Source organism: Hymenobacter edaphi, from assembly GCF_003258365.1.
In the GTDB taxonomy this organism is placed as follows: Bacteria; Bacteroidota; Bacteroidia; order Cytophagales; family Hymenobacteraceae; genus Solirubrum; species Solirubrum edaphi.
This window is the reverse complement of record NZ_QHKM01000002.1, coordinates 524133-545518: the sequence shown is the minus strand read 5'-3', so window position 1 is coordinate 545518 and position 21386 is coordinate 524133. Positions and strand designations below refer to the sequence as shown.

The 21386-nt window shown below is 67.5% G+C and carries 23 protein-coding genes; 12 read left to right on the top strand and 11 right to left on the bottom strand.

Going from position 1 to position 21386, the window contains the following annotated elements:
* Positions 1 to 87: 87 nt before the first annotated feature.
* Both DLM85_RS09835 and DLM85_RS09830 read right to left on the bottom strand, forming a co-directional pair.
* Positions 88 to 1248 (bottom strand): alpha/beta hydrolase, encoded by a 1161-nt coding sequence (locus DLM85_RS09835; RefSeq protein ID WP_111477930.1) that lies wholly within the window; start codon positions 1246 to 1248, stop codon positions 88 to 90.
* 149 nt (positions 1249 to 1397) lie between these two features.
* A complete protein-coding gene (locus DLM85_RS09830; RefSeq protein WP_111477929.1) occupies positions 1398 to 3317 on the bottom strand; it encodes a glycoside hydrolase family 13 protein in 1920 nt (639 codons plus the stop codon).
* A 241-nt stretch (positions 3318 to 3558) separates the two neighbouring features.
* On the opposite strand from DLM85_RS09830, the gene DLM85_RS09825 reads away from it, so the two are divergent.
* From DLM85_RS09825 to DLM85_RS09805, 5 genes are all read left to right on the top strand, one after another.
* Positions 3559 to 4143 (top strand): hypothetical protein, encoded by a 585-nt coding sequence (locus DLM85_RS09825; RefSeq protein WP_111477928.1) that lies wholly within the window; start codon positions 3559 to 3561, stop codon positions 4141 to 4143.
* 14 nt (positions 4144 to 4157) lie between these two features.
* On the top strand, positions 4158 to 4820 hold the full coding sequence (locus tag DLM85_RS09820; RefSeq protein ID WP_133256996.1) for an OmpA family protein: 663 nt from the start codon (positions 4158 to 4160) through the stop codon (positions 4818 to 4820).
* Positions 4821 to 5034: 214 nt separating this feature from the next.
* Positions 5035 to 6060, top strand: coding sequence for a glycosylasparaginase (locus DLM85_RS09815; RefSeq protein WP_111477926.1), 1026 nt, complete (start codon positions 5035 to 5037; stop codon positions 6058 to 6060).
* A complete protein-coding gene (locus DLM85_RS09810; protein WP_111477925.1) occupies positions 6057 to 6767 on the top strand; it encodes a copper homeostasis protein CutC in 711 nt (236 codons plus the stop codon). Before DLM85_RS09815 ends, DLM85_RS09810 begins: the two co-directional genes overlap by 4 nt.
* Positions 6768 to 6814: 47 nt before the next feature.
* Positions 6815 to 7375, top strand: a complete 561-nt coding sequence (locus DLM85_RS09805) for a GNAT family N-acetyltransferase (protein WP_111477924.1) — start codon at positions 6815 to 6817, stop codon at positions 7373 to 7375.
* 71 nt (positions 7376 to 7446) lie between these two features.
* On the opposite strand, the gene DLM85_RS09800 is transcribed toward DLM85_RS09805, so the two are convergent.
* A complete protein-coding gene (locus DLM85_RS09800) occupies positions 7447 to 9639 on the bottom strand; it encodes an LVIVD repeat-containing protein (RefSeq protein ID WP_111477923.1) in 2193 nt (730 codons plus the stop codon).
* Positions 9640 to 9785: 146 nt separating this feature from the next.
* On the bottom strand, positions 9786 to 10769 hold the full coding sequence (locus tag DLM85_RS09795; RefSeq protein WP_111477922.1) for a GlxA family transcriptional regulator: 984 nt from the start codon (positions 10767 to 10769) through the stop codon (positions 9786 to 9788).
* A 133-nt stretch (positions 10770 to 10902) separates the two neighbouring features.
* Here DLM85_RS09795 and DLM85_RS09790 point away from each other — a divergent pair, with 133 nt between their 5' ends.
* The 3 genes from DLM85_RS09790 (at position 10903) to DLM85_RS09780 (ending at position 12814) form a co-directional block, all read left to right on the top strand.
* Positions 10903 to 11328 carry a DoxX family protein gene (locus DLM85_RS09790; protein ID WP_111477921.1) on the top strand — a complete coding sequence of 142 codons (426 nt, stop codon included), beginning with the start codon at positions 10903 to 10905 and terminating at the stop codon, positions 11326 to 11328.
* A gap of 255 nt (positions 11329 to 11583) precedes the next feature.
* Positions 11584 to 11970, top strand: coding sequence for a hypothetical protein (locus DLM85_RS09785; protein ID WP_111477920.1), 387 nt, complete (start codon positions 11584 to 11586; stop codon positions 11968 to 11970).
* 148 nt (positions 11971 to 12118) lie between these two features.
* Positions 12119 to 12814, top strand: coding sequence for an START domain-containing protein (locus DLM85_RS09780; protein WP_111477919.1), 696 nt, complete (start codon positions 12119 to 12121; stop codon positions 12812 to 12814).
* A gap of 13 nt (positions 12815 to 12827) precedes the next feature.
* On the opposite strand, the gene DLM85_RS09775 is transcribed toward DLM85_RS09780, so the two are convergent.
* Together DLM85_RS09775 and DLM85_RS09770 are read right to left on the bottom strand one after the other, a co-directional pair.
* A complete protein-coding gene (locus DLM85_RS09775) occupies positions 12828 to 13136 on the bottom strand; it encodes a hypothetical protein (RefSeq protein ID WP_111477918.1) in 309 nt (102 codons plus the stop codon).
* A gap of 170 nt (positions 13137 to 13306) precedes the next feature.
* Complete coding sequence (locus tag DLM85_RS09770) at positions 13307 to 14008, bottom strand: DsbA family oxidoreductase (RefSeq protein ID WP_111477917.1); 702 nt, start codon at positions 14006 to 14008, stop codon at positions 13307 to 13309.
* 212 nt (positions 14009 to 14220) lie between these two features.
* Between DLM85_RS09770 and DLM85_RS09765 the strand changes: the two genes are divergently transcribed.
* The gene (locus DLM85_RS09765) at positions 14221 to 14823 is read left to right on the top strand and encodes a hypothetical protein (protein ID WP_111477916.1); all 603 of its coding nucleotides are present in this window, start codon (positions 14221 to 14223) and stop codon (positions 14821 to 14823) included.
* Positions 14824 to 14829: 6 nt separating this feature from the next.
* Positions 14830 to 15333: a YdeI/OmpD-associated family protein gene (locus tag DLM85_RS09760; RefSeq protein WP_111477915.1), complete on the top strand. Its 504-nt coding sequence runs from the start codon at positions 14830 to 14832 to the stop codon at positions 15331 to 15333.
* A gap of 90 nt (positions 15334 to 15423) precedes the next feature.
* Here the strand turns inward: DLM85_RS09760 and DLM85_RS09755 are convergent, their stop codons facing one another.
* The 4 genes from DLM85_RS09755 to DLM85_RS09740 all read right to left on the bottom strand — a co-directional run bounded on the left by DLM85_RS09755 (position 15424) and on the right by DLM85_RS09740 (position 18549).
* On the bottom strand, positions 15424 to 15852 hold the full coding sequence (locus tag DLM85_RS09755; protein WP_111477914.1) for a hypothetical protein: 429 nt from the start codon (positions 15850 to 15852) through the stop codon (positions 15424 to 15426).
* A 318-nt stretch (positions 15853 to 16170) separates the two neighbouring features.
* Positions 16171 to 16542, bottom strand: coding sequence for a DUF2141 domain-containing protein (locus DLM85_RS09750; protein WP_165822080.1), 372 nt, complete (start codon positions 16540 to 16542; stop codon positions 16171 to 16173).
* Between the two features lie 799 nt (positions 16543 to 17341).
* Entirely contained in the window at positions 17342 to 18139 is a 798-nt protein-coding gene (locus tag DLM85_RS09745; protein WP_111477912.1) for an alpha/beta fold hydrolase, read from the bottom strand.
* The gene (locus DLM85_RS09740; RefSeq protein WP_111477911.1) at positions 18139 to 18549 is read right to left on the bottom strand and encodes a hypothetical protein; all 411 of its coding nucleotides are present in this window, start codon (positions 18547 to 18549) and stop codon (positions 18139 to 18141) included. The genes DLM85_RS09745 and DLM85_RS09740 overlap by 1 nt, the downstream gene beginning before the upstream one ends.
* 210 nt (positions 18550 to 18759) lie before the next feature.
* Here DLM85_RS09740 and DLM85_RS09735 point away from each other — a divergent pair, with 210 nt between their 5' ends.
* Positions 18760 to 19758: an aldo/keto reductase gene (locus DLM85_RS09735; protein WP_111477910.1), complete on the top strand. Its 999-nt coding sequence runs from the start codon at positions 18760 to 18762 to the stop codon at positions 19756 to 19758.
* 230 nt (positions 19759 to 19988) lie between these two features.
* On the top strand, positions 19989 to 21047 hold the full coding sequence (locus DLM85_RS09730) for a ferredoxin--NADP reductase (RefSeq protein WP_111477909.1): 1059 nt from the start codon (positions 19989 to 19991) through the stop codon (positions 21045 to 21047).
* A 10-nt stretch (positions 21048 to 21057) separates the two neighbouring features.
* On the opposite strand, the gene DLM85_RS09725 is transcribed toward DLM85_RS09730, so the two are convergent.
* Entirely contained in the window at positions 21058 to 21291 is a 234-nt protein-coding gene (locus DLM85_RS09725) for a hypothetical protein (protein WP_111477908.1), read from the bottom strand.
* Positions 21292 to 21386: the final 95 nt, after the last annotated feature.

The following is a 21386-nucleotide window of genomic DNA, read 5'->3' as shown; positions in this document are numbered from 1 at the left end:
CCGGCCCGGCCGCGCGCCAACAACAAAACCGCCGCTTCCAGGTCTGGAAGCGGCGGTTTGCGTGGGAGCCAGAGCAGCAGCCCGGGCTTACTTCATCAGGGCGGCTTTCAGCTCGCCGCCGCCCAGGGCCTGGGCCTCCTTGGCCTGGGGCACCACGGCGGCCATGCCGAAGAATTCGTGCGTTACGCCGTCGTAGTTCTGGAATTTCACCGGCACGCCGGCGGCCTTCAGCTTGTCGGCCAGCAGCTGCCCGTCGCTCATCAGCGGGTCCAGCTCGGCGGTGATGACCGTGGTGGGCGGCAGGCCCTTCAGGTTGGCCGACACCAGCGAAATCAGCGGGCTCTTGCCATCGGCGGCCGAGCGCAGGTACTTGTCGAAGAACCAGCCCATCATGGCCTTGTTCAGGGGCTTGGCCTGGGCGTTTTTCTGGTACGAAGGCGTGTTCATATCGTAGCCCGCAATGGGGTACACCAGCAGCTGGTGCTTGGGCAGCTGCACCTTTTTGTCGCGGGCCATCATGCTCACGGCGCAGGCCAGGTTGCCCCCGGCCGATTCGCCGGCCACGGCCACGTTGGCCGGGTCGCCCTTAAACGAGGCGGCGTTTTTCAGCACCCACTGGTAGGCCCCGAACGAGTCGTTGTGGGCCGTCGGGAACTTGTGTTCCGGCGCCTGCCGGTAGGCCACCGACACGAAGATGGCGCCGGTCTGATCGACCAGGCCGCGCACCGACGCGTCGTAGGTATCGAGGTTGGCAATAACCCAGCCGCCGCCGTGGTAATACACCACCACCGGCAGCGGCCCCGTGGCATTCTTGGGCGTGTAGATGCGCACCTTCACGCCGGGCATCACCACGCGGCTCATGGTATCGGCCGTGACGGGCGGCATCGGGATGTTGTTCTGCTGCATCAGCTTCATCACCGCATCGGCGGGGGTGGGCTGCTGGCGGGCCTCCGGGGCCGTGAGCGTTTCGATGGGCTTGCCGCCGAGGCCGGCCAGCGTTTCGATGACGGCCTGCATTTCGGGCTTGATGCTGGGGCCCCAGGCGGGCTTGGCGCCGGTGGGCTGCACGGGCTTGGGCGCGGCAGCGCTGGCCGTGTCGGCCGGCATAGTGGTGGCGGCCGAGTCGGTGGTGGCGGTGGCGTCGCCGGCCGACTCGCCGTTGGGATTGTTGGAACAGGCGGCCAGCAGGCCCAGGGCGGCGGCCGGCGCGGCCCAGCGGGCAGCCAGGGTGTGCAAAAGATGCGGCATTGAAATAGTAGGTGATGTGGTGAGGGAGCGTGTACGGCAGAATACCGCCCGCTGGTTAGCATTTGGCGGCAAATAGTACCAATGCCAAAGCGGCTGCCTCCCGCCAGGGGAAGCAGCCGCGTTGCTGCGTGACGAAGGCGTACTGCGGCCTACTTCTGCAGCTCCAGCACCACGGCCGTCTTGGCCGGCAGCTGCAGGGTTTTCAGGTCCGGGAGGGCTTCGCCGGTCAGCACGTTGCGGGCTTTGGTGAAGCCGCTCATACGCTCGGTGAAGCGGGTCGTGGGCAGGGCGGCGGGCTTGTCGGTGGCGTTGGTGGCCACCATCACCGTGCCGGCGTTGTCGTAGCGGAAGTACACGTAGATGCCGTTTTCGGGCAGGTACTGCATCAGCTTGCCCGCGTGCAGGGTGGGGTGGCTCTTGCGGTACTGGGCCAGGGTCTTCACGAAGTTGAACGCGTCGTTTTCGGCCGCGCTGCGGCCGGCGGCGGTGAACTTGTTTTCCTTGTCGCCGGCGAAGCCGCCGGGAAAGTCGCGGCGCACCTCGGCGTCGGAGGGGTTCTTGAAGTTCTTCATCAGGATTTCCGTGCCGTAGTACATCGACGGAATGCCGCGCGTGGTGAGCAGCCAGGTCAGGCCGATTTTGTACTTGGCCAGGTCCTCGCCCATTTCCGAGAGGAAGCGGTTGTGGTCGTGGTTGTCGAGGAAGGTCACGAACCGGGTCGGGTCCTGGTACACCGCGTCCTGCGCCAGGGCCTGGTACACGCGCTGCACGCTGTTGTCCCAGCCGGTGGCATCCTTGCCGCCCACTTCCTTCAGGCCCGCCAGCATGCCGCCCTCCAGCACGAAATCGAGGGCGCCGGGCTGGTTGGACTTAAAGGGAAACGCCACCTTGTTGCGCACGAAGTAGGCCTGATCGATGGCGTTGCTCACCGCCGACTCGCCGAAGATGTGAATCTTGGGGTACTCCGTCAGCAGCGCCGCGTTGCAGCGGTTCATGAAGGGCAAATCGTTGTACATATACGTGTCGATGCGCCAGGCATCGACGCCGAAGTTTTCCACCGTCCAGAGCGCGTGCTGGATGAGGAAGTTGGCCACGTAGGGGTTCTGCTGGTTCAGGTCGGGCAGAAAGGGCACAAACCAGCCGTCGGTGGTCACGCGGCGGTCCACCTGCGCCGCGTACGGGTCGACGATGGGCTGCTGGCGGTACGAGGTATTGGTGTAGCTGGGCCACTGGTGCAGCCAGCTTTTCATGGGCATATCCTTCACCGTCCAGTGGTTGATGCCCACGTGGTTGTACACCGCGTCCTGCACCACTTTCAGCCCCTGGGCGTGGGCCTTCTCCACGAAGGCCTTGTAGGCCGCGTTGCCGCCGAGGCGCCGGTCCACGTTGTAGTGGTCGGTGAAGCCGTAGCCGTGGTAGGCCGAGCGCATGTTGCCGCCCTCGTCGGTGAGCGGCTGGTCGTTTTCGATGACGGGCGTAAACCACACGGCCGTCACGCCCAGTTCCTTGAGGTAATCGAGGTGCTGGGCGGCGCCCTGCAGGTCGCCGCCGTGGCGGTAGAAGGGGTTGGCACGGTCGGCGTTGGGGTCGGCCATGTCGCTGAACTTGTCGTTCGACGGGTCGCCGTTGGCAAAGCGGTCGGGCATGGCCAGGTAGATCAGGTCGGCCTGGGTGACGCCCTGGGCCTTCGCGGCGTTGTCGCGGGCGCGCAGCTCCCAGCTGCGCGTCACCGTCTGGGCGCCTTTTTTGCCCACCAGCTTCACCTGTCCGGGCTTGGCCGTGGGGCTGATGCTCAGGTCGAGAAAGACGTAGTTGGGGTTTTCGACGGCGTTGGCCTTCACCAGCTTCACGCCGGGGTAGTCGACGGTGTAGCTGAGCGTGCCGGCCTGCGGGCCGTACACCAGCAGCTGCACGTCGTGGTGCTTCATGCCCACCCACCAGTTGGTCGGGTTCAGGCGCTGAATGGCGGGCGCAGTTTGGGCCAGGCCGAGCAGCGGCAGCAGGGCGGTGGCCAGCAGCAGGCCGGCGCGGCGGAGCCGCCGCGGGCGGGCGGGAGCAGAAAGGGGCATAAAGCGGGGCGTGGGAATGGGGTATCGTGCGGACTCGGGCCCCGGGCGGGCCCGGGGCTGCAATATTGGAAAGTCCGGCAGGCAAATCCCGCCGAACCTAAAAAAAAGACTCAACTATCAGCCCGCCGAGGCCCGTCGGGCGCGGCCGCGGCCGGCCCCGGGCGGCGGCACTGCAGGGAAGCTCGGGCAAACCCCGGTGGCCGGGCGCCGTATTCCGAAAACACCATATCGGAATACTCCAATGCACAAGCACCTCATCGCGTTGGCCGCAGCTGCCCTGAGCCTTGCTGCCTGTAGCCAGGACAAGCCTGCCGACACCGCCGCCACCACCGAAACCAGCACCACCACGACCACTGCTCCGGCCGAGCAGCCCGCCGCCCCGCCCGCCGACGCCGGCGTGGCCCGCACCGAGGCCGCTACGCCGCCCCCCGCCCCTGCTCCGGCGGCCCTGGCCACCCAGCCCGGCCCGAAAAACACGCAGGTAGCGCTGACCAAGGCCCGCGTGGTGGGCGACATTCTCAGCGTGGAGCTGCAGTACAGCCTGCCGCCCACGGCCGAAAACTCCGCCACCGTCTACGAAGACATTGATCAGGTCAATTACATCGACGACGCTACCTCGCGCAAATACGAGGTGCTCAAGGACCAGCAGGGCAAGTACATGGCCTCGCCGCTTTCCTACAACGACAAGCAGTTTCACGCCGATGTGCGCAAGACCGGCGTCGCCATCGTGACGCTGAAGTTTCCGGCGCCGCCCGCCACCAGCCAGACGATTTCGCTCAGCATCCCCGAAGCCGGCTCCTTCGACGCCGTGGCCGTGCAACGATGAGCCGCCTTACGCTTTTGGCGGCACCGCTGGCCTGCGCCGGCTTGCTCGGCCTCGGCAGCTGCTCCGATAAGTCCGCCGACCACGCCACCGACGCCGGCCAGCCGATGACGGGCACCGATGGCCGGCCGGTGGGCGCCGCGAATCAGCCCGCTCCCGCAGCGGCCCCGGCGGGTCCGGCCGCCGCGCCCACCGAAACGCCCGAGGCCACCGCGGCTCAGAACGCGGCGGCCGTCGACCGGGGCCAAAAGCTCACCGGCGTCGTCAGCGACCTGTCGGGGGCGGCCAGCGACCTGGGCGCGCAGATGACCGACCTGGGCCTGGTCATCAACTTCAACGCCGACGTGCTCTTCGACTTCGACAAGGCCGACATCAAGCCCGAGGCCGGCCCCACGCTGCAGAAGCTGGCCGAGGTGGTGAAGCAGTACACCAAGAGCCGGGTGGTCATCAACGGCTACACCGACGCCAAGGGCGACGACGCCTACAACCTCACCCTTTCGCAGCGCCGCGCCCAGGCCATTGCCGACTGGCTGCAGCAGCACGGCGCCAACGCCGGCGGGCAGATTCAGGTGAAAGGCTACGGCGAAGCCAACCCCGTGGCGCCCAACGCCCGCCCCGACGGCTCCGACAACCCCGCCGGCCGCCAGCAAAACCGCCGGGTGGAGGTTATCATCTCGTAGCTGCCGCAGCCCCTGCGCCGGGTGATGCAGCAATTGCGTGCCGGCTCGGTCGTCTTCGCTGACGCCCGGGCCGGCACGCCGCTTTTACGGCTGCCTGCCGCCTGCTGCGGCATAAGCGCCGGCACCGTGTCCCCGGCCCCGCTGGCAGCCCGGGTAAGGCAAAGCGCCAGAATCTTTCGTTCTTTCGGGCCCAGCTTATCCGCTCACTTGCCCCATGCCCAACCGCAGGAAATTCCTTCAGACGTCGGCCGCCGGCCTGGCCGCGCTGGCCACCGGCCAGGCCCTGGCCCAGGCCGCCCGCCCCGCGCCCCGCGCCGCCACCGGCCAGCCGGTAGTCATTTCCACCTGGGACGCGGGCCTCAACGCCAACCGGGGCGCCTGGCAGGTGCTGCAGCCCGGCGGCCGCGCCCTCGACGCGGTGGAGGCCGGCGTGATGGTGACCGAAGCCGAGCAAAGCTGCTGCGTGGGCCTGGGCGGCCGCCCCGACCGCGACGGCCGCGTCACGCTCGATGCCTGCATCATGGACGAGCAGTTTAATTGCGGCGGCGTGGCGGCGCTGGAGCGCATCAAGCACCCCATCAGCGTGGCGCGCCGCGTGATGGAGCGCACCCCGCACGTGCTGCTGGTGGGCGAGGGCGCCCAGCAGTTTGCCCTGGCGCAGGGTTTTCCGCTGGAGCCCGACAAGCTCAGCGCCGACGCCGACAAAGACTACCGCGAGTGGCTGAAAACCAGCCAGTACAAGCCGGTCATCAACGTCGAAAACTCGGACCGGCGGCCGGTGGGTCCGGTGGGCGGCAAGCACAACCACGACACCATTGCCCTGCTGGCCCAGGACGCGCGCGGCAACCTCAGCGGCAGCTGCACCACCAGCGGCATGGCCTTCAAGATGCGCGGCCGCGTGGGCGACTCCCCGCTGATCGGCTCGGGACTGTACGTCGACAACGCGGTGGGGGCTGCCGCCGCCACCGGGCAGGGCGAGGACGTTATTCGCATTGCCGGGGCCAGCCTTATCGTGGAGCTGATGCGCCAGGGGCTGAGCCCGAAGGCCGCCTGTAAGGCCGCCGTCGAGCGGGTAGCGCGCATCAAGGGCAGCAAAGCGCGCGACATTCAGGTGTGCTTCATCGCGCTGAACAACCGCGGCGAATACGGCGCCTACGCCCTGCAAAAGGGCTTCAATTACGCCGTGCAGACCGCCGACGGCAAGAACGTGCTGCTCGACAGCGAGTACCTGCTCCGGTGAGCCGCCGGCTGGAAATCTGCGCCGCTTCCCTGCACTCGGCGCGGGCGGCGCAGGCCGGCGGGGCGCACCGCATCGAGCTGTGCCAGAACCTGGAGCAGGGCGGCATCACGCCCAGCTACGGCCTGCTGCGGCAGGTGCTGCGGGAGCTGACGATTCCGGTATTCGTGCTCATCCGCCCCCGGCCCGGGCACTTCGCGTACGACGCCGGCGAGCTGGCCATCATGCGGGCCGACATCGACCTGAGCCGGGAACTGGGCGCCGCCGGTGTGGTGCTGGGCGCCCTCACCGCCGCCGGCCGCGTAGATGTAGCCGCCTGCCGCCCGCTCCTGGAAGCGGCCGGCCCGCTGCCCGTCACCTTCCACCGCGCCTTCGACGACTGCCCCGACCAGGCCGCGGCCCTGGAGGACGTCATCGGCCTGGGCTGCCGGCGCGTGCTGACCTCGGGCGGGGCGGCCACGGCCGCCGCCGGCGCCGCGCAGCTGGCGGCGTTGGGGCGGCAGGCCGCAGGCCGTATCGGCATCCTGCCGGGCGCGGGCATCACGGCGGCCAACGCCCGGGCCGTGCTGGCCGCCACCGGAGCCCCAGAGCTGCACACCAGCGCCAAGCGGCGCGTCACCGGCCCACAACCCGCCAGCATGTTCGGCGCCGAGCAGTGGGAAACCGACGCGGCGCTGGTGGCGGAACTGGTAGGGTTGCTGGCGGATTAAGCGCCGCGGGTGGTACATTCAGCCGGCCCACTCAACCACCCGCCGCCATGATACCCACGTTCCGCGCTCTGCAGTCCGACGGCATCACCCTGCACCTGATCAACGAGGACAACCTGGCCGACATTGCCGCGCTGTTTCAGGGCCACGCCGACTCGCACGCCATGCTCGACGAGCTGTTTCGCAGCTACCTGCCGCAGTACGACCGGCAGGGCCGTCGCACCAACTTCGGCTTCTACTCCACCCTCGGCGCCGAGCTGGCCGGCCTGACCCTGCTCACCGTCGACAGCTGGGAGGAGCGCAGCGGCTCGACCGGGGCCGACGTGTTCGAGCACATGCGCGGGCGGGGCGTCACGCCGCGCAGCAAGCCGCACCTGTTCTACCTCGCCTTCGAGCTATTGGGGCTGAACCGCGTGGCCACCGGCTTCCGGGTGTCGAACCACGCCTCGCGCCGCTCCATCGAGAAAACGCCCGGCTTTCAGTACGAGGGCCGCATGCGCGAGTCGGGCCTGAACGACGCGGGCGAGTTCGAGGACGAGCTGCTCTACGCCATCCTGCGCCGCGACTGGCAGCAGCTCTACGACCCGGCCGCCGTGCAGGTACTGCCCTAAACGCCAGCGCCCCGACCAGCGGGCCGGGGCGCGGTAAGCGGCGAAGCCAGGCCGCGGGTGTCGCCGGACGCTTAGTTGCCGTTCTTGATGAGCGTCCAGTTCGCGCCGTCCGAAATGATGGTTACCGTCTTGGTCGCGCCGCTGGTGGCCAGCGGGTACGAGCTGGTACCGGCCACCGCGGCGGCGTTGGCGGAGCCGCCCTCGAAGATATTGCCGCCGCTGCTGCCCACGTAGGCGGTATTGCTGCTGCTGTTGTTGCGGATGTAGTAGATGCGGCCCGGGCAGGAGCTGGCGCTGGGCAGCAGGTAGTAGTCGGCGTTGGTGGCCGGGCTCAGGCCCACGTAGCCGTTGTCGCCCAGGGCCGTGCCGCTGTTGTTGCCGGCCACGTTGTTGGCCACTTTCACGGCTACCGAGCCGTTTACCTGCAGGGTGCTGGTGGGCGCGCTGGTGCCCACGCCCACGTTGCCGGTGCTGTACTCAATCAGCAGGCGGGTGGTGTTGCCGGTGGCGTCGCGCACGGCAAAATCGTAGTTTTCCCCGCTCACGTCGGCCAGGTTGCCGCTGTTCACCTGCACGCCCAGCTCCCAGGCCCGCCCGATGCCGGCGCCGTTGCCGGCGCCCATGCGCACCATGGCCGGGTTGCCGTAGCTCATGGAGCCCAGCTCCAGCAGGCGCGTGGTGCCGCTGGTCCCGATGCCCACGTTGCCGCCGTTGGGGTTCAGCAGCAGCGGGTACCGCACGCCCAGGTTGGTGGTGTTGCCGGCCTGCAGCCAGTGGCCGGCCGTGCCGTTGCTGCCCATATCCAGGGCCGCATTCGAGGTACCGAGGAAGCGGGCGTAGTGGCCGCCACTCTGGGCGCTGCCGCTGCTGGCCGGCAGGGCCGCGGCGGCGGTGTTGCGCACGTCGAGGCGCGTTACCGGGGCGGTGGTGCCCAGGCCCAGGCTGCCGCCCAGCGCGCCGTTGCCGCTCAGGTTGAAGCTGCCGGTCTGGGTGGTCAGCGGCTGGTTCTGCACGTAGTCCGTCGAGGTAGCCAGCGGGGCCGAGCTGAGGCTGCCGTCGGGGGCCACCGTCACGGTGCGGGCGCTGTTGATGCTGAACGTCTGCAGGCTCTGGCTGGGGCTGCCGTTGGCCACCAGGCCCAGCGTCGGGGTCAGGGCGAGGTTGTTGGTGCCCGCGTCGAGCACGGCCGTGCCGCGCAGCACCGCGCTGCCGCCGCTCACATCGATGACCTGCAGCGCGCTGCCGCCCCGGCAGGCCACGTAGGCCAGGTTGCCGCTCAGCGCCACGCTTACCGGCGTCGGGGCCGTGGTATAGGTGTGGCGCAGCGTGGGCACGCCGGTGGCGCTGAGCGAGTAGGTGCTCAGGGTATTGGTGCCCACGGTGAGCATGCAGAGCGTGGTCGTGGACAGGGCCAACGGCTGGTCGTTGCCGGAGTAGGTGCCGGTGCTCATGCTGCCGGCGCTGCCCACCACCGTCACCGCGGCGGGGTTGCTCACGTCGAGCACGGCGGCCCCGTTGTAGGCGTGGCCCACCGCCGCAAAGTTACCGGCCACGGCCACCGTCTGGGGCGTGAAAAAGCCGGTGCTGTTGGTCGGGCCGGTATTGGTAGTGGGGGCGGCGTTGAGCAGCGTCGGGGTGGCCGGGGTACTCACGTCGTACACGTAGAAGGCGCCGTAGGCCCCGGCCCGGTCGTAGGCGGCGTAAAGCCGGTTGCCGGTCATTGCTATGCCCCCGTTGACGGCCGACAGCGCCGCCGGCGGCACGATGCTGCTGCCCACGGCCGTGGGGGCGCCGCCGCCCAGGCTGAACAGCTGAATGTAGCCCGCGCCGGAGTGGATGAGCACGGCGGCCGTGGTGCCGCTCACGGCCACTTCCACCCCGTTGCTCACGCCCGTGGCGGTGCCCCGCAGCGCGGGCGCGGCCGGGTTGCTCACGTCGTAGAGGCTGAGCGTGCCGGCGCCGCGGTTCAGCACCACGGCCAGCGGACCGCTCACGGCCACCAGCGGGTTGTTCAGGCCGGTGACGACGCCCGCCGGCGCCGGGTTCAGCGGCCCGCTGATGCTGGCGGCGCCCGACACGACGTTGCCCTCGGCATCGGTTTGCAGCAGGCTGGCGCCGGGCAGCCCACGCACGCGCATGTTGCCGTCCACGTCGAGCTTCTGGGTGGGCTGGGTGGTGCCGATGCCCACGTTCTGGGCTTGCGCGGCGGCCAGGGGCAAACTCAGCAGCGCCACGCCGCCGAGCCAGGAATAGAGGTGTTTCATCCGGAATGTTGACTACCTGCGAATCAGGCAATCCTCAAAGGTAGCCACCCCGGACACAGCTACAATATATCCTATTAAATTATTAAAATCTTACTCTTCGTCCCCGCCCTTCGCGCCTCAGTGCCGTTCCCACCGGCCCCCCGCCGCTACGCCACCGGCACCCGGGCCCGCCCGTATTTCTCGCGGTACTGGCTGGGCGAAAGGCCGGTGATGCGCTTAAACGCCACCCGGAAGGCTTTCGGGTCGGAGTAGCCCACGCGGTACATCACCTCGTTCACGTTGTCGGGCGAGGTTTCCAGCCGGTTTTTCGCCGCCTCCACCTTCACGCGCTGAATGTACTCCACTACCGAGTTGGCGGTGGCCTTCTTGAAGCGGCGCTCCAGGTTGCGGCGGCCCAGGGCCAGCAGGTCGGCCAGCTGGTCCACCGTCAGCTTTTCCTGGTAGTTGTCCTCGATGTACGTCTGAATGCGCCGGATGGGCTCGTCGCCGTGCTCTTTCTGGCCCTGGAAGATGACGAAGGCCGACTGACTCACCCGCTCGATGTCAATCTGAAATACCTTGGCGCAGGTCACGGCCATGTCGCGGCCCGCGTATTTCTCGATCAGGTAGAGCACCAGGTTCAGGTACGAGAAGGCCCCGCCGCTGGAGTAAATGCCGTGCTCGTCGGTGATGAGGCGGTCCTCCACCAGCTGCACCTGCGGAAACATCACCCGGAAGTAGTGCGCCGCCGCCCAGTGCGTGGTGCACTGCCGCCCGTCGATGAGGCCGGTGGCGGCCAGCAGAAACGCGCCCAGGCACAGGCTGGCCACTTCGGCGCCCTGCCGGTACCGCTGCGTAATCCAGGGCAGAAAGTCCTTGTTCACGTCCAGCGCCCGGCTCAGGTCGCCATCCACGGCCGGAATGATGATTAGGTCGGTGCGGGCCACGTCGCCGATCAGCAGCTCGGTGCGGATGTTGTAGAGCCCGCCGCACACCGGCGTTTCGGGCGTGAGGCCCACCAGCTGCACCCGAAACAGCGGCGGCCGTCCCAGCCGCTGCAGCAGCTGATTGACCTCCGAAAACACCAGCCGCGGCCCCTCGATGCTGCCCAGCACGGCCCCGTGCGGCACCAGAATGGATATCTGCTTCATGGCCTCAATTATAGTCCGGGGAATGTCGGAATAAACCCGCAAATGGTCGCATCCGCCCCGCGAACGAGCCGCAAATTGCTAATATTTTTGGAATATCAATTAACCCCAAAACGCTTAGCCAAGCACCCCAGCCATGAACCCCAAAACCGTCACCACGCTTTACTGGAGCCTCACGCTGCCCTTCGCCGTCTTTATGCTGTTCGGCGGCGTCTCCGAAGTCATTCACCACCCGTCGGGCCAGGAAATCATGCGGCACCTGGGCTACCCCGAGCACGTGCTCACCGTGCTGGGCATCGGCAAGCTGCTGGGCGCCGCGGCCCTGGTGCAGCCGTGGTTTCGCACTATAAAGGAGTGGGCGTACGCCGGCTTCACCTTCAACCTGCTGGGCGCCTGCGCGGCTCGCTACGCCGCTCACGACGGCTTCTGGCTGGTAGCGTCGCCCTTGCTGTTCCTGGCCTTCATGCTCGCTTCGTACGCCTTGTGGCGGCCCCTGCAGAGCGCCGCACCCCGCCCCGCGTACGCAGCGGCGCCCGCGGACCGGCGCCCCGCAATTGCCTAGCGCCGCGCCCGGCGGCCTCGTTGCGGGCCGCGTCCGCACCTCCCTGCCCGTGCCTGGCACCCTCGGCTGGCTTGCTGCAGCCAGCCGAGGGCGCAGCGCTGTTGCTCCCGCTGGCTCCATCGGCTACCGGCACGGGCCTTCCTGCTTCGGCTCGTGCTGGCCAGCCCCGCTGAAGCGAGCGTAAAATTTTTATTTTATGTAACTTATTACATAAAATTTTTACCTATATTTATATAAACCTTTTTCAGACCAACTATGCTCCCCACGACTACTTCCACCACCTCTGAGTCGATCCGCTTCGTAGTTCAGTCGACCCGTGCCGCCGCCGCCGCTACTCCGGCCGAACCCGCCGCCACGGCCAATACCATTCAGCCGGCTTCGCTGGCCGCGCGGGAGCAGTTTCTGGCCTTTCTGGCCCTGAACGCCCACTTCAGCACCGACGACCTGCGCGACCTGCGCGAGCTGCTGAGCTGCTACCCCGCCGCGGCCGTGTACAACGCCGTGCAGCGCGCCTGCCGCACCTACCTCGACGAGCAGCGCACCGGAGGCCACGCCGCCGCCCGCGAAGTGCAGCTCAGCAAGCTGCTGCTCTCGCCCCTGTTCCATTTTGCCTGCCGCACGCACCTGCCGGCCCTGGCCTGAACCCTGGCGCCGGCAGGGCCCGCAAACAGCGGAAGTCACATAAAGTTGGGGCTTTCGGCACGAAAACTGTTTTATTCAACCGCAAGGTTGTATTTTCACAATTCGGTTTGCTGCTCATCTTCCACCCAAGGCCTCACGTTCGTTCCTGATGCGTACCACCCGCGCGCTGTTCATTGCCAGCCTGGCTTCGGTGCTGAGCCTGGTCGGGCCCGTCACGGCGCCGCTGCCTGCGCAGGCGGCCGCGCTGGAATCGTGGCGGCTGGAAACCAACAAGAACGGCATTCAGGTGTACTCGCGGCACTCCCCGGACAGCCGCTTCAAGGAAATCCGGGTGCACTGCGAAATGCCCGGCACCCTGGCGCAGCTGGTGGCCCTGTATACCGACGTGGACAACTACACGCAGGTCATCAGCAACACCAAGCGGGCCCGCCTGCTGCGCCGCGTCAGCGAAACCGAGCTGTACTACTACCTCGAAAGCCAGATGCCCCGCCCCGTGGCCAACCGCGACGTGGTGATGCACCTGCAGTTTCAATACGCCCCGGCCGAGCGGCAGCTCATCATCCACACCAACTCGGTGGGCGGCATGGTGGCCCCGCAGGCCGACATCGTGCGCGTGCCTTCCTGGACGGGCCAGTGGACGGTGCGCCAGATTACCGACAGCCGCCTGCAGATTGCCTACACCTTCCGCGTGGACCCGGGCGGGGAACTGCCCACCTGGCTGATCAACATGATTGCGCCGGTAGCGCCCTACAACTCGTTTATGAAGCTGCGCAGCGGCCTGCAGCTGCCGCGCTACCAGAACCGCTCGTTCGGCTTCCTGACTCCCGAAACGGCGCAGCGCTAACGACGGCCACACCCTACTGCCCGCTCACGTACCGGTGAGCTACGGCGGCCAGCGCGGGCCACTGCGCCTGGTAATCGGCGGGCACCTGCACCCATTCCTTCATGGGGCGGCCCTTGCCGGAGGGGTCGAACAGCCGGGCGCCGTCCAGGGCCAGGGCCTCGCGGTGGGCTTCGTCGGCGAGCTTGAAGACCATGGCTTCCTGGAAGAAGCACACGAAGGCTTTGGCGTTGATTTTAAAGCAGGGCTTCCCAAACAGCTGGCCCGCTTCGGCGGATGGCTGGGCGGCGCCGATGGCGCGGAACGTGGTTTCGGCAGAAGACATGACGACGGGGAAGAAGCCGAAGGTAGGGCCCGGGCCGCTAACCCGGCGCCGCGTCCCAAATGGCCAGTTGCGGCAGCCAGCGACCTTATGGCTCCGGGTGTCCGCCGGTTTTTGCCCGGACCGACCCGCAACCAGGTGCTCCCGGTTGCGGGTGGGTCACGCGGCTTGCGTTAGCAGTCGGCGCCGTCGAGGCCGCAGGCGGGGCCCTCGGCCAGCGTCACCGGGGTGGAGGCGGGGTGCAGCTCGTCCCACACCTTGGTCAGCACTTCCTGAAACAGCTCGGCCGGCTGCGCCCCCGACACCGCGTACTTGTCGTCGAACACGAAGTAGGGCACGCCGCGCACCCCGATCTGCCGGGCGTGGTACTCATCCACGCGCACTTCCTGGGCGTAGGCCTCCGAGGCCAGCATCTGGGGCACGGCCTCGGCGGGCAGGCCCAGCTCGGCGCCCAGCTTCTGCAGCGTGGCGGCGTCGTCGAGGTTGCGGCCCTCGGTGAAGTACGCGGCAAACAGGCGCTCCTCGGCCGCGTCCTGACGGCCGTGGGCGGCGGCCAGGTGCGCGAAGCGGTGGGCCTTGAAGGTATTCACCGGCTGCATCCGCTCGAAGTCGAAGCGCAGGCCCACTTCCTGGGCCACGCCGGCCATGTAGTCGTTCATGCGCCGGCCTTCGGCTTCCGACACGCCCTTGCGCTCGGCCAGCAGCTGGTGAATGGTCTGGCCGGGACGAGTCTGCATATTGGGGTCCAGCTCGAAGCTGCGCCAGGCTACCTCCACCTGATCGGCGTGGGCAAACTGCTGCAGGGCCGCTTCGAAGCGCCGCTTGCCGATGTAGCAGAACGGGCACATGATGTCGGACCAGATTTCAACTTTCATATCGGGAGGGGACAAAAGGCGTACGGCGGCTATAAGCCCGGCCGGGCCCGAAAGGTTTCGGCGCGGCGGTTCCCCGTCGGAAAGCGCCTGCCCCCGGGCGGTGGCCGCCGGGCCGGCGCGGGCTTTTTCGGGCGGGGCGTGCGGCAGGCGCGGCTTTTATGCTTATTCTTACTCTCCGAAAACCCGCCGTTGGCCCTTCTCTCCTCCGCCCGATGAAACGCTACGCTCTCCCCCTGCTGGCCGCCACGCTACTGCTCGGCAGCTGCAACCAAAACCCACCCGCCACCGAGCAGTCGGCCCCCGCGGGCGACGTGAAGGCCCCGGAGGCCGGCGCCGCCGACGCCAGCGAAGCCGCGCCCGGCGTATCGGGCTCCACGCCCACCGAAGCCCCGGCCGCCGCCGCCGCGGCCAAGCCGGTGGAAATGGCCTTCCGCTTCGAGCCGATGAAGAGCTCCGACGGTGGCCCGGCCCGCACCATGGCCTACCTGGTGCTGAGCGGCGGCGAGTCGCGCGAAATCGACCTGGGGCCCTTCGCCGGCAAGCCCGACCAGGTGGACGCGGCCGAAGCCAAGCGCGCCAACTTCCCCGGCAGCATGGTGCTCGGCTTCCGCAGCTACGACCCCAACTCCGGCACCAGCAACGACCTGGCCGTGCTGCCGAGCACCGGCGGCCACGTGCGCATCGTGCAGCGCCGCCTGGAGGAAGGCGCCGACAAGCAACCCGAGTTCCAGACCTCCCGCGAGCTGTCGGTGCCCGCCGGAGCCGAGCTGCGCGCAGCCCCGGTTAAGCCTGAGCCGGCCCCGAAGAAAAAGTAAGCCCGAATGGTTTCCGCCGACGCCCTCACCTTTCAGGGCCAGCTGCTGTCCAACGGCCTCGGGTTCATGCCCATGGCCATCATCATCGTGCCCGAAGAAGTGGTGGAGGCGCTGGGCGGCAAAAGCGTGAAGCGCGTGGTGGGCACGCTCAACGGCCACCCCATCCGCCGCGGCCTGCTGCCGATGAGCACCGGGGAGCGGTTTCTGCTCGTTAGCAAAGCCCTGCGCCGCGAGCTGCGCCTGAGCGTCGATGCCCCCGTAACGGTGACCCTGGCCGCCGACCCCAACCCCGACCAGGTGGACATGCCCGAGGAGCTGACCGAAGGCCTGGCCGAATGGCCCGAAGCCGCCGCGGCCTTCGCCCGCCTGACGCCCGGGCGCCAGCGCAACCTCGTGCACTACATCGGGGCGGCCAAGCGGGCCGAAACCCGCGCCCAGCGCGTGGTGAAGCTGCTGCACCAGCTGGCCAGCGGCGCCAAACCGTTCCGGCCGGCGAAAGAACCGCAGTAAACCGGCTTGCTCTCAAAACGCCGGCCGCCCGCCAACCCGAGACAGATTCGGGAATGGCGGGCGGCCGGCGTGCTGCCAGGGCGGCAGCGGCTACTGCAGCGCGTCGCGCACCCAGTCCTTAGCGTCGTCCAGCGTGGGCAGGGAAACGGCGTCCAGGGTGTAATGCGACTGGGCCACGGTGTTGGCAATGTAGACCTGGGTGGCAATGCGGCCGAAAATGTTTTCGGCGTTGGCAATGCCGATGTGGCGCAGGCCGGCGGCGTAGGCGCGCGGGTTCCAGTCGGTTTCCAGCCAGATCTGGTCGGCGGGCGTGATGGCGCTCATCTGGCGCGCGTCCATCAGCCAGCCCAGCGGCCAATGCAGCTGGGCCTGGTCGGCAAAAGCGTCCAGCGAGTCATCCATCAGGCTGCGGAACTGCTGCGAGTTGGCAAACGCGTGCCACTGAACCACAATGCAGGGCACCTCCGGGGCAAACAGCAGGGAACCGTAAGATTCAGCTTGAAGAACAACGTCAGACATGGGCGGCAGAAAACGCGGGCGTCAGGGCAAAGCTAACAACCTCTGCCAATTCACCCGGTTCCATGCCCGCAAACGGCGCAAGGTATCTGCGGGTTGCGCCTCCCGGCTCGGCGAGTAAGCTCAACGGCATCCGGGCGGCGGCAGCGCCGTTTTTAGCGGCCGAGCCTAGGGTTCAGCCAACGTCTGGCGCCCGGGTCGCCGCGCGTTGCCCCAAAATAAACCAGCCCGGCCGGCTAGGCAGGGCTGGTTTGAGAACTGCGGGCCGATGGGCGACGCCCGCCGGTTTTTCGGCCGGGGCAGCCGGCCGCACGCGGCGCCTCAGGGCTTCAGCACGATGCTAACCACCTTGCCGGGGCCGCTGACGGTGAATTTGCAGTCGTCGAAGTCGGGCGGGGCGAAGCGCGGGCGCACGTTGTTGGAAAACGCGAAGGGCTCGGTCGGGATGCCCATCATGTTCTTGTCCAGCCTGTCGTTGTTGTTGGTGTCCTGGGTGATGGCCACGGCCCAGTCGCCGTTGGCCAGGTCCACGGGCAGCGTAATGCGGTCTTGCCCACCCGGGCGCACCACTTTTACGAAGGCATACTGCTTGGGCTGCAGAAACGACTCGCGCAGGTTGTAGAAGTAAAGCTTGACGGCCGATTCGGTGGAAGCCAGCTGCGACACCACGACGGTGATAGACGAGGTAGCCACCGGATTACCGGCGACGCAGGGCGTGGCAGCCCCCAGGAGGCTGCCGCCAAGGGCGACCAAGGCAAGATGCAAAGCTTTCATAACGGATTCCGGCTGGTGAGGTCTTGAATAGGGAATCGTTAAGTTAAGCAAAATAGTTGCCTTTCTGTAAGATAACCCGGCGCCGCACCGCCCTCCGGGGGATAGGCTGGCGGCGCCGGCCGGGCGCGCGCCCACGCCGGGGTTGCCTGCCGTTGCCCGCGTCGCGGCCGGACAGTGGCGGCCCCGAAATCGGCGCAGCCGACCACCAAACGACCGTTTGGTAGGCTCCTTTGGCAACGTTCCCGATAACGTTTGCGCAAAAAATCCGCCGGCAAGGGCGTGGCTTTCAGAAGAATTAGCTGAACATTCAACTTCGCAACCCGCTCACCGAACCGTTCCCACCCACTATTCCTCTGCGCCATGCCACGTCGTTCCTTCCTGCAGCATTCGAGCGCGGCACCGGCCGCCGCGGTGCGGGCGGGCGGTTGCGCGTCGGCGCAGAAAAGGCGGACGGCCCGGGCCGGCGGGGGCGCAACGAGCAATTAACTACACTGAAGTCGCAAGTCAACCGGACGTAGCCAGGGGTTGGGAGAATGCACCAAAACTACTCCGGCGGGCAAGGGCATTGGGGAATGGACCCGACGCGAGCTTCAGAAGGGGCGTGAGCTACGCAGCTCGCGCCCCCTTTTTTGGTACCTGCTACAGCATCTGGCCCCTGAACGACGGCCACTCGAACGTCAGCCACGCGGCCCGGACGACCAGACGCCAGTAGGCATCTTTACAGCACGCGCCGCACGAATTCGGCCGCCAGGCGCAGGGTTTCTTCCGGCGCTTCCCGGTGCGGGGTATGGGCGGCGCCGGGCAGCAGCACGGCCTCGGCAGGGCCGCTGGCTTGCGTAGCAATGGCCTCGACCTGCGCCACGGTGCCGTACTCGTCGGCCGCGCCCTGCAGCACCAGCACGGGGCATTGAATGCGGGGCAGCTCGGCTTCGATGTTCCAGTGGCGGAAGGCGGGCCTCAGCCAGGTATCGGCCCAGGCGCGAAACACGGCGTCGGTGTGGGGTCCGTGGTAGCGGGCCAGGCGCTCGGGCAGATTGGTGCCGTGGTACTGCTGCTGCGCGGCGCGGATACCGGCCAGCGTGAGGTTTTCGACGAACACGTGGGCGCCTTCGGTGAGCACGGCGGCCACGCCCTCGGGGTAGCGCGCGGCGGCCAGCAGGGCAATGCTGCCGCCATCGGAGTGCCCGAAGAGAATGGCCCGGGTGATGCCGCACGCATCGAGCAGCTGCCGGAGCACCGGGACTTCGTCGGCCAGGTAGTCGTTGGTGCGGGGTCGGCTGTCGAACGGGGCCGACTGGCCGTAGCCGCGGCGGTCGTAGACGAGGGCGGGGCAGCCGGTGGCGGCCGCCAGGCGGGCGGGAAAGTCGCGCCAGAGGCTGATGCAGCCGAGCGAGTCGTGCAAGAACACCAGCGTGGGGCGCGGGCTGGCCGCGGTGGGCAGCAGGCGCTGCACGCGCAGGTGGTAGCCGTCGAGCGGAACGTCGGTTTCGGTGACGGTGAAAGCGGTGGGGTTCATCAGCTGACGCTGCGCAGCCACTCTTTGGCTTCCTCTAAGTCGTCGAACATCTTCAGCTCAAACACGCCCTCGATGCGCTGGTGCAGGTCTTCGATGGAAAGCTGGCCGAAGATGCCGGGCGAGAGGACGTGGGCAAAGTAGCGCAGCCCGGCCTGCAGGATGAGCGGCGTCCAGACCTGGGCCACCCACTCGTTGGCCTCGGTGAAGCGGCCGATCAGCTCGGAGTGGTCGTTGAGCAGCTTGGTGCAGGGCTCCTCGCGCAGCATGTCGACGTAGGCCAGGCCGCCTTCCTTCACCGTTTCCAGCGTTTGTACCCCCGACCAGCGGGCATGAATCCAGCCTTCGGCGCGGTTGCGCTCGGCGGTGAGGTACACGTGGCCGTCGGGGCGGCGGAATTTAGTAACGGGCATGCAAGCGGGGTGGAATCGGGCGGCGCGGCGGGTGGCAGAGCACCAACGACTGCTCAAGTATAACCTTCCGGGGCTTGTAAAGGTTAAGCCAGCCAACCTAACAACTACGGCAGACCGCGCTTTCCAACCGAAAGACAAGCCCTTGCCTTGCCATCGTCCAATTCTTCGGCGGGGCCGGTTCAGCAGCTGCCGTGCATTTCAAGCTTCTTTATGGAATATCAACAACTGGGCGACTCGGGCCTGAGCGTGTCGCGGATAACGTTTGGCAGCTGGGCCGCGGGCGGCTGGATGTGGGGCGGCACCGAGCAGAACGACGCGGTGGGTGCCATCCGGGCTTCCTACGACCTGGGCGTGACCAGCATCGATACGGCCCCGATTTACGGGCAGGGCCTGAGCGAGGAAATCGTGGGCGCGGCCATCAAAGGACTGCCGCGCGACAAGGTGCAGCTGCTCACCAAGTTCGGCATGCGCTGGGACTTGCCGGCCCCCCAGGGCGACTTCGGCTTCAAGACCAAGGACAACGACGGCCGCGACCTGGACGTGTACAAACTGGCCACGCCCGCGAGCATCGTGAAGGAGTGCGAGGACTCGCTGCGCCGCCTCGGCACCGACTACCTCGACCTCTACCAGATTCACTGGCCCGACGTGACCACGCCCATCGACGACACGATGGCGGCCGTGCAGCGCCTCATCGAGCAGGGCAAGGTGCGCGCCGCGGGCGTGAGCAACTACTCGGTGGCGCAGATGCAGGAAGCGGAGCAGACGCTGAAGCTGGCCTCGAACCAGGTGCCCTACAGCATGGTGCGCCGCGACATCGAAGCCGACGTGATGCCCTACTGCCTCGCGCACCACAAGGCCATTCTGGCCTACAGCCCGCTGCAGCTGGGCTTGCTGACGGGCAAGATCCGGCCCGGGCAGGACTTCGGCCCCGGCGACCTGCGCGCCACGCACCGCCTGTTCACGCCCGACAACGTGACGCGTGTCAACGCTTTCCTGGATCAGCTCCGGCCGCTGGCAGAGGCCAAAAACGCCACGCTGGGCCAGCTGGTCATTCGCTGGACGCTGGCGCAGCCCGGCCTGACGGTGGCCCTGGTGGGGGCCCGCAACGCCCAGCAGGCCGAGCAAAACGCCCGGGCCATCGAGGTGCAGCTCACGGCCGAGGACGTGGCATTTATCGATGGGGAGCTGGCGCAGCTGCAGTTGAGCTAGCGGGCCATATCGGCTGGAAAAGCGGAAGGCGGACGGAAATTTCGCTGAATCAAAAACTTAACCCGCCGCCGGCCAACCAAACCGATAAGGTTGCGTAAGTTGGCATCCGTCCTTTTTCCACAACCCAACACCCGGCGCCCTGCCGCCCTGCCTTTCTGCAGGGTAGCCGGGCGCCGCTGCTTACGGCGGAGTTGCGTATTTGCGTCCGCACCCGCCTGCGCCTCTTGCTTATGCCCTCTGCTGCCTCGCCCTACCGTCCGCTCCGCGTGCTGGCCGTGCGCGCCGAAACCGCCGACACCCGCACCCTGCTGCTGGCCCCCGCCGACGAGCGGCCCCTGGCCTACCGCGCCGGCCAGTACCTCACCCTGGTGCAGCACGCGCACGGCCACGAGGCGCGCCGCTCCTACTCGCTCAGCTCCAGCCCGGCGCTGCCCGAGCCCCTGGCCATTACCGTCAAGCGCATTGCCAACGGGCTGTTTTCGCGCCAGCTCGTTGACCGCGCCCAGCCCGGCGACGTGCTGCTGACCACCGGCGCCGCCGGCCTCTTCACCCTGCCCGACGAGCTGGCGGGCGTGCGGCAGGTGTGGCTGCTGGCGGCCGGCTCGGGCATCACGCCCATCTATTCCCTGCTGAAGACGCTGCTGACCACCCAGCCGCAGCTGCCGGTGGTGCTGCTATACTCCAACCACGCGCCAGCCACCACCATCTTCCGCGAAGAGCTGGAAGCCCTGGCGGCCCGGCACCCGCAGCAGCTGCGCATCGAATGGCTGTTCAGCAACGCGCCCGACCTGGCCCGCGCCCACCTCTACAAAGAGCTGCTGGAAAGCCTGGTGCGGCAACACGCCGTGGCTCCGCCCGCCGAGCTACTGGCTTACGTGTGCGGGCCGCTGAACTACATGCGCATGTGCACCTACGCCCTGCGCGAGCTGCGCGTGCCCACCGACCACATCCGGCGGGAAAATTTCGTGACCGAGCCGGCCTACGTGCCCCCGCTGCTCCCGCCCGATACCGACGCGCACCCCGTGACGGTGCGCTGGGCCGGGCAGCAGTACGAGTTCGAAGCCCGGCATCCCGATACCATCCTGCAGGCCGCGCGCCGCCACGACCTGCGCCTGCCCTACAGCTGCGAGGCCGGCCGCTGCGGCAACTGCGTGGCCCGCTGCACCCAGGGGCGGGTGTGGATGAGCTACAACGAGGTATTGACCGAGCGCGACCTAGCGCGCGGCCTGGTGCTGACCTGCACCGGCTACCCCGTGGGTGGCCCCGTGCAGCTCGAAATAGACGGTTGAGCGGGGCAGCTTAGTCGGTCCAGTCGTCGAGGTCTTCCAGCTGCGAGGCGTGGCGGATTTCGTCGAACAGCCGCTCGGCCTGGTGCAGGTCGGTGTTGGGGTCTTCGGTCCAGCTGCAAAGAGCGCGGCAGTATACTTTCAGGGCGTTGTCGGCGCCTGACTGCCGTTGTAGCTCGTGGTGAAAGCTCTTGATGCTCTCGATTAGCGAAGTCCTCTTCACTAAGTAATTCTGAATGGTAGCCATAGGTGCGGATGGTGCGGGAGCGTGGGGAAGCGTGGGGAAGCGAATGATACGAGAATAATACGCGGCAAGCCTAATAATTATCAACATTTCCACAA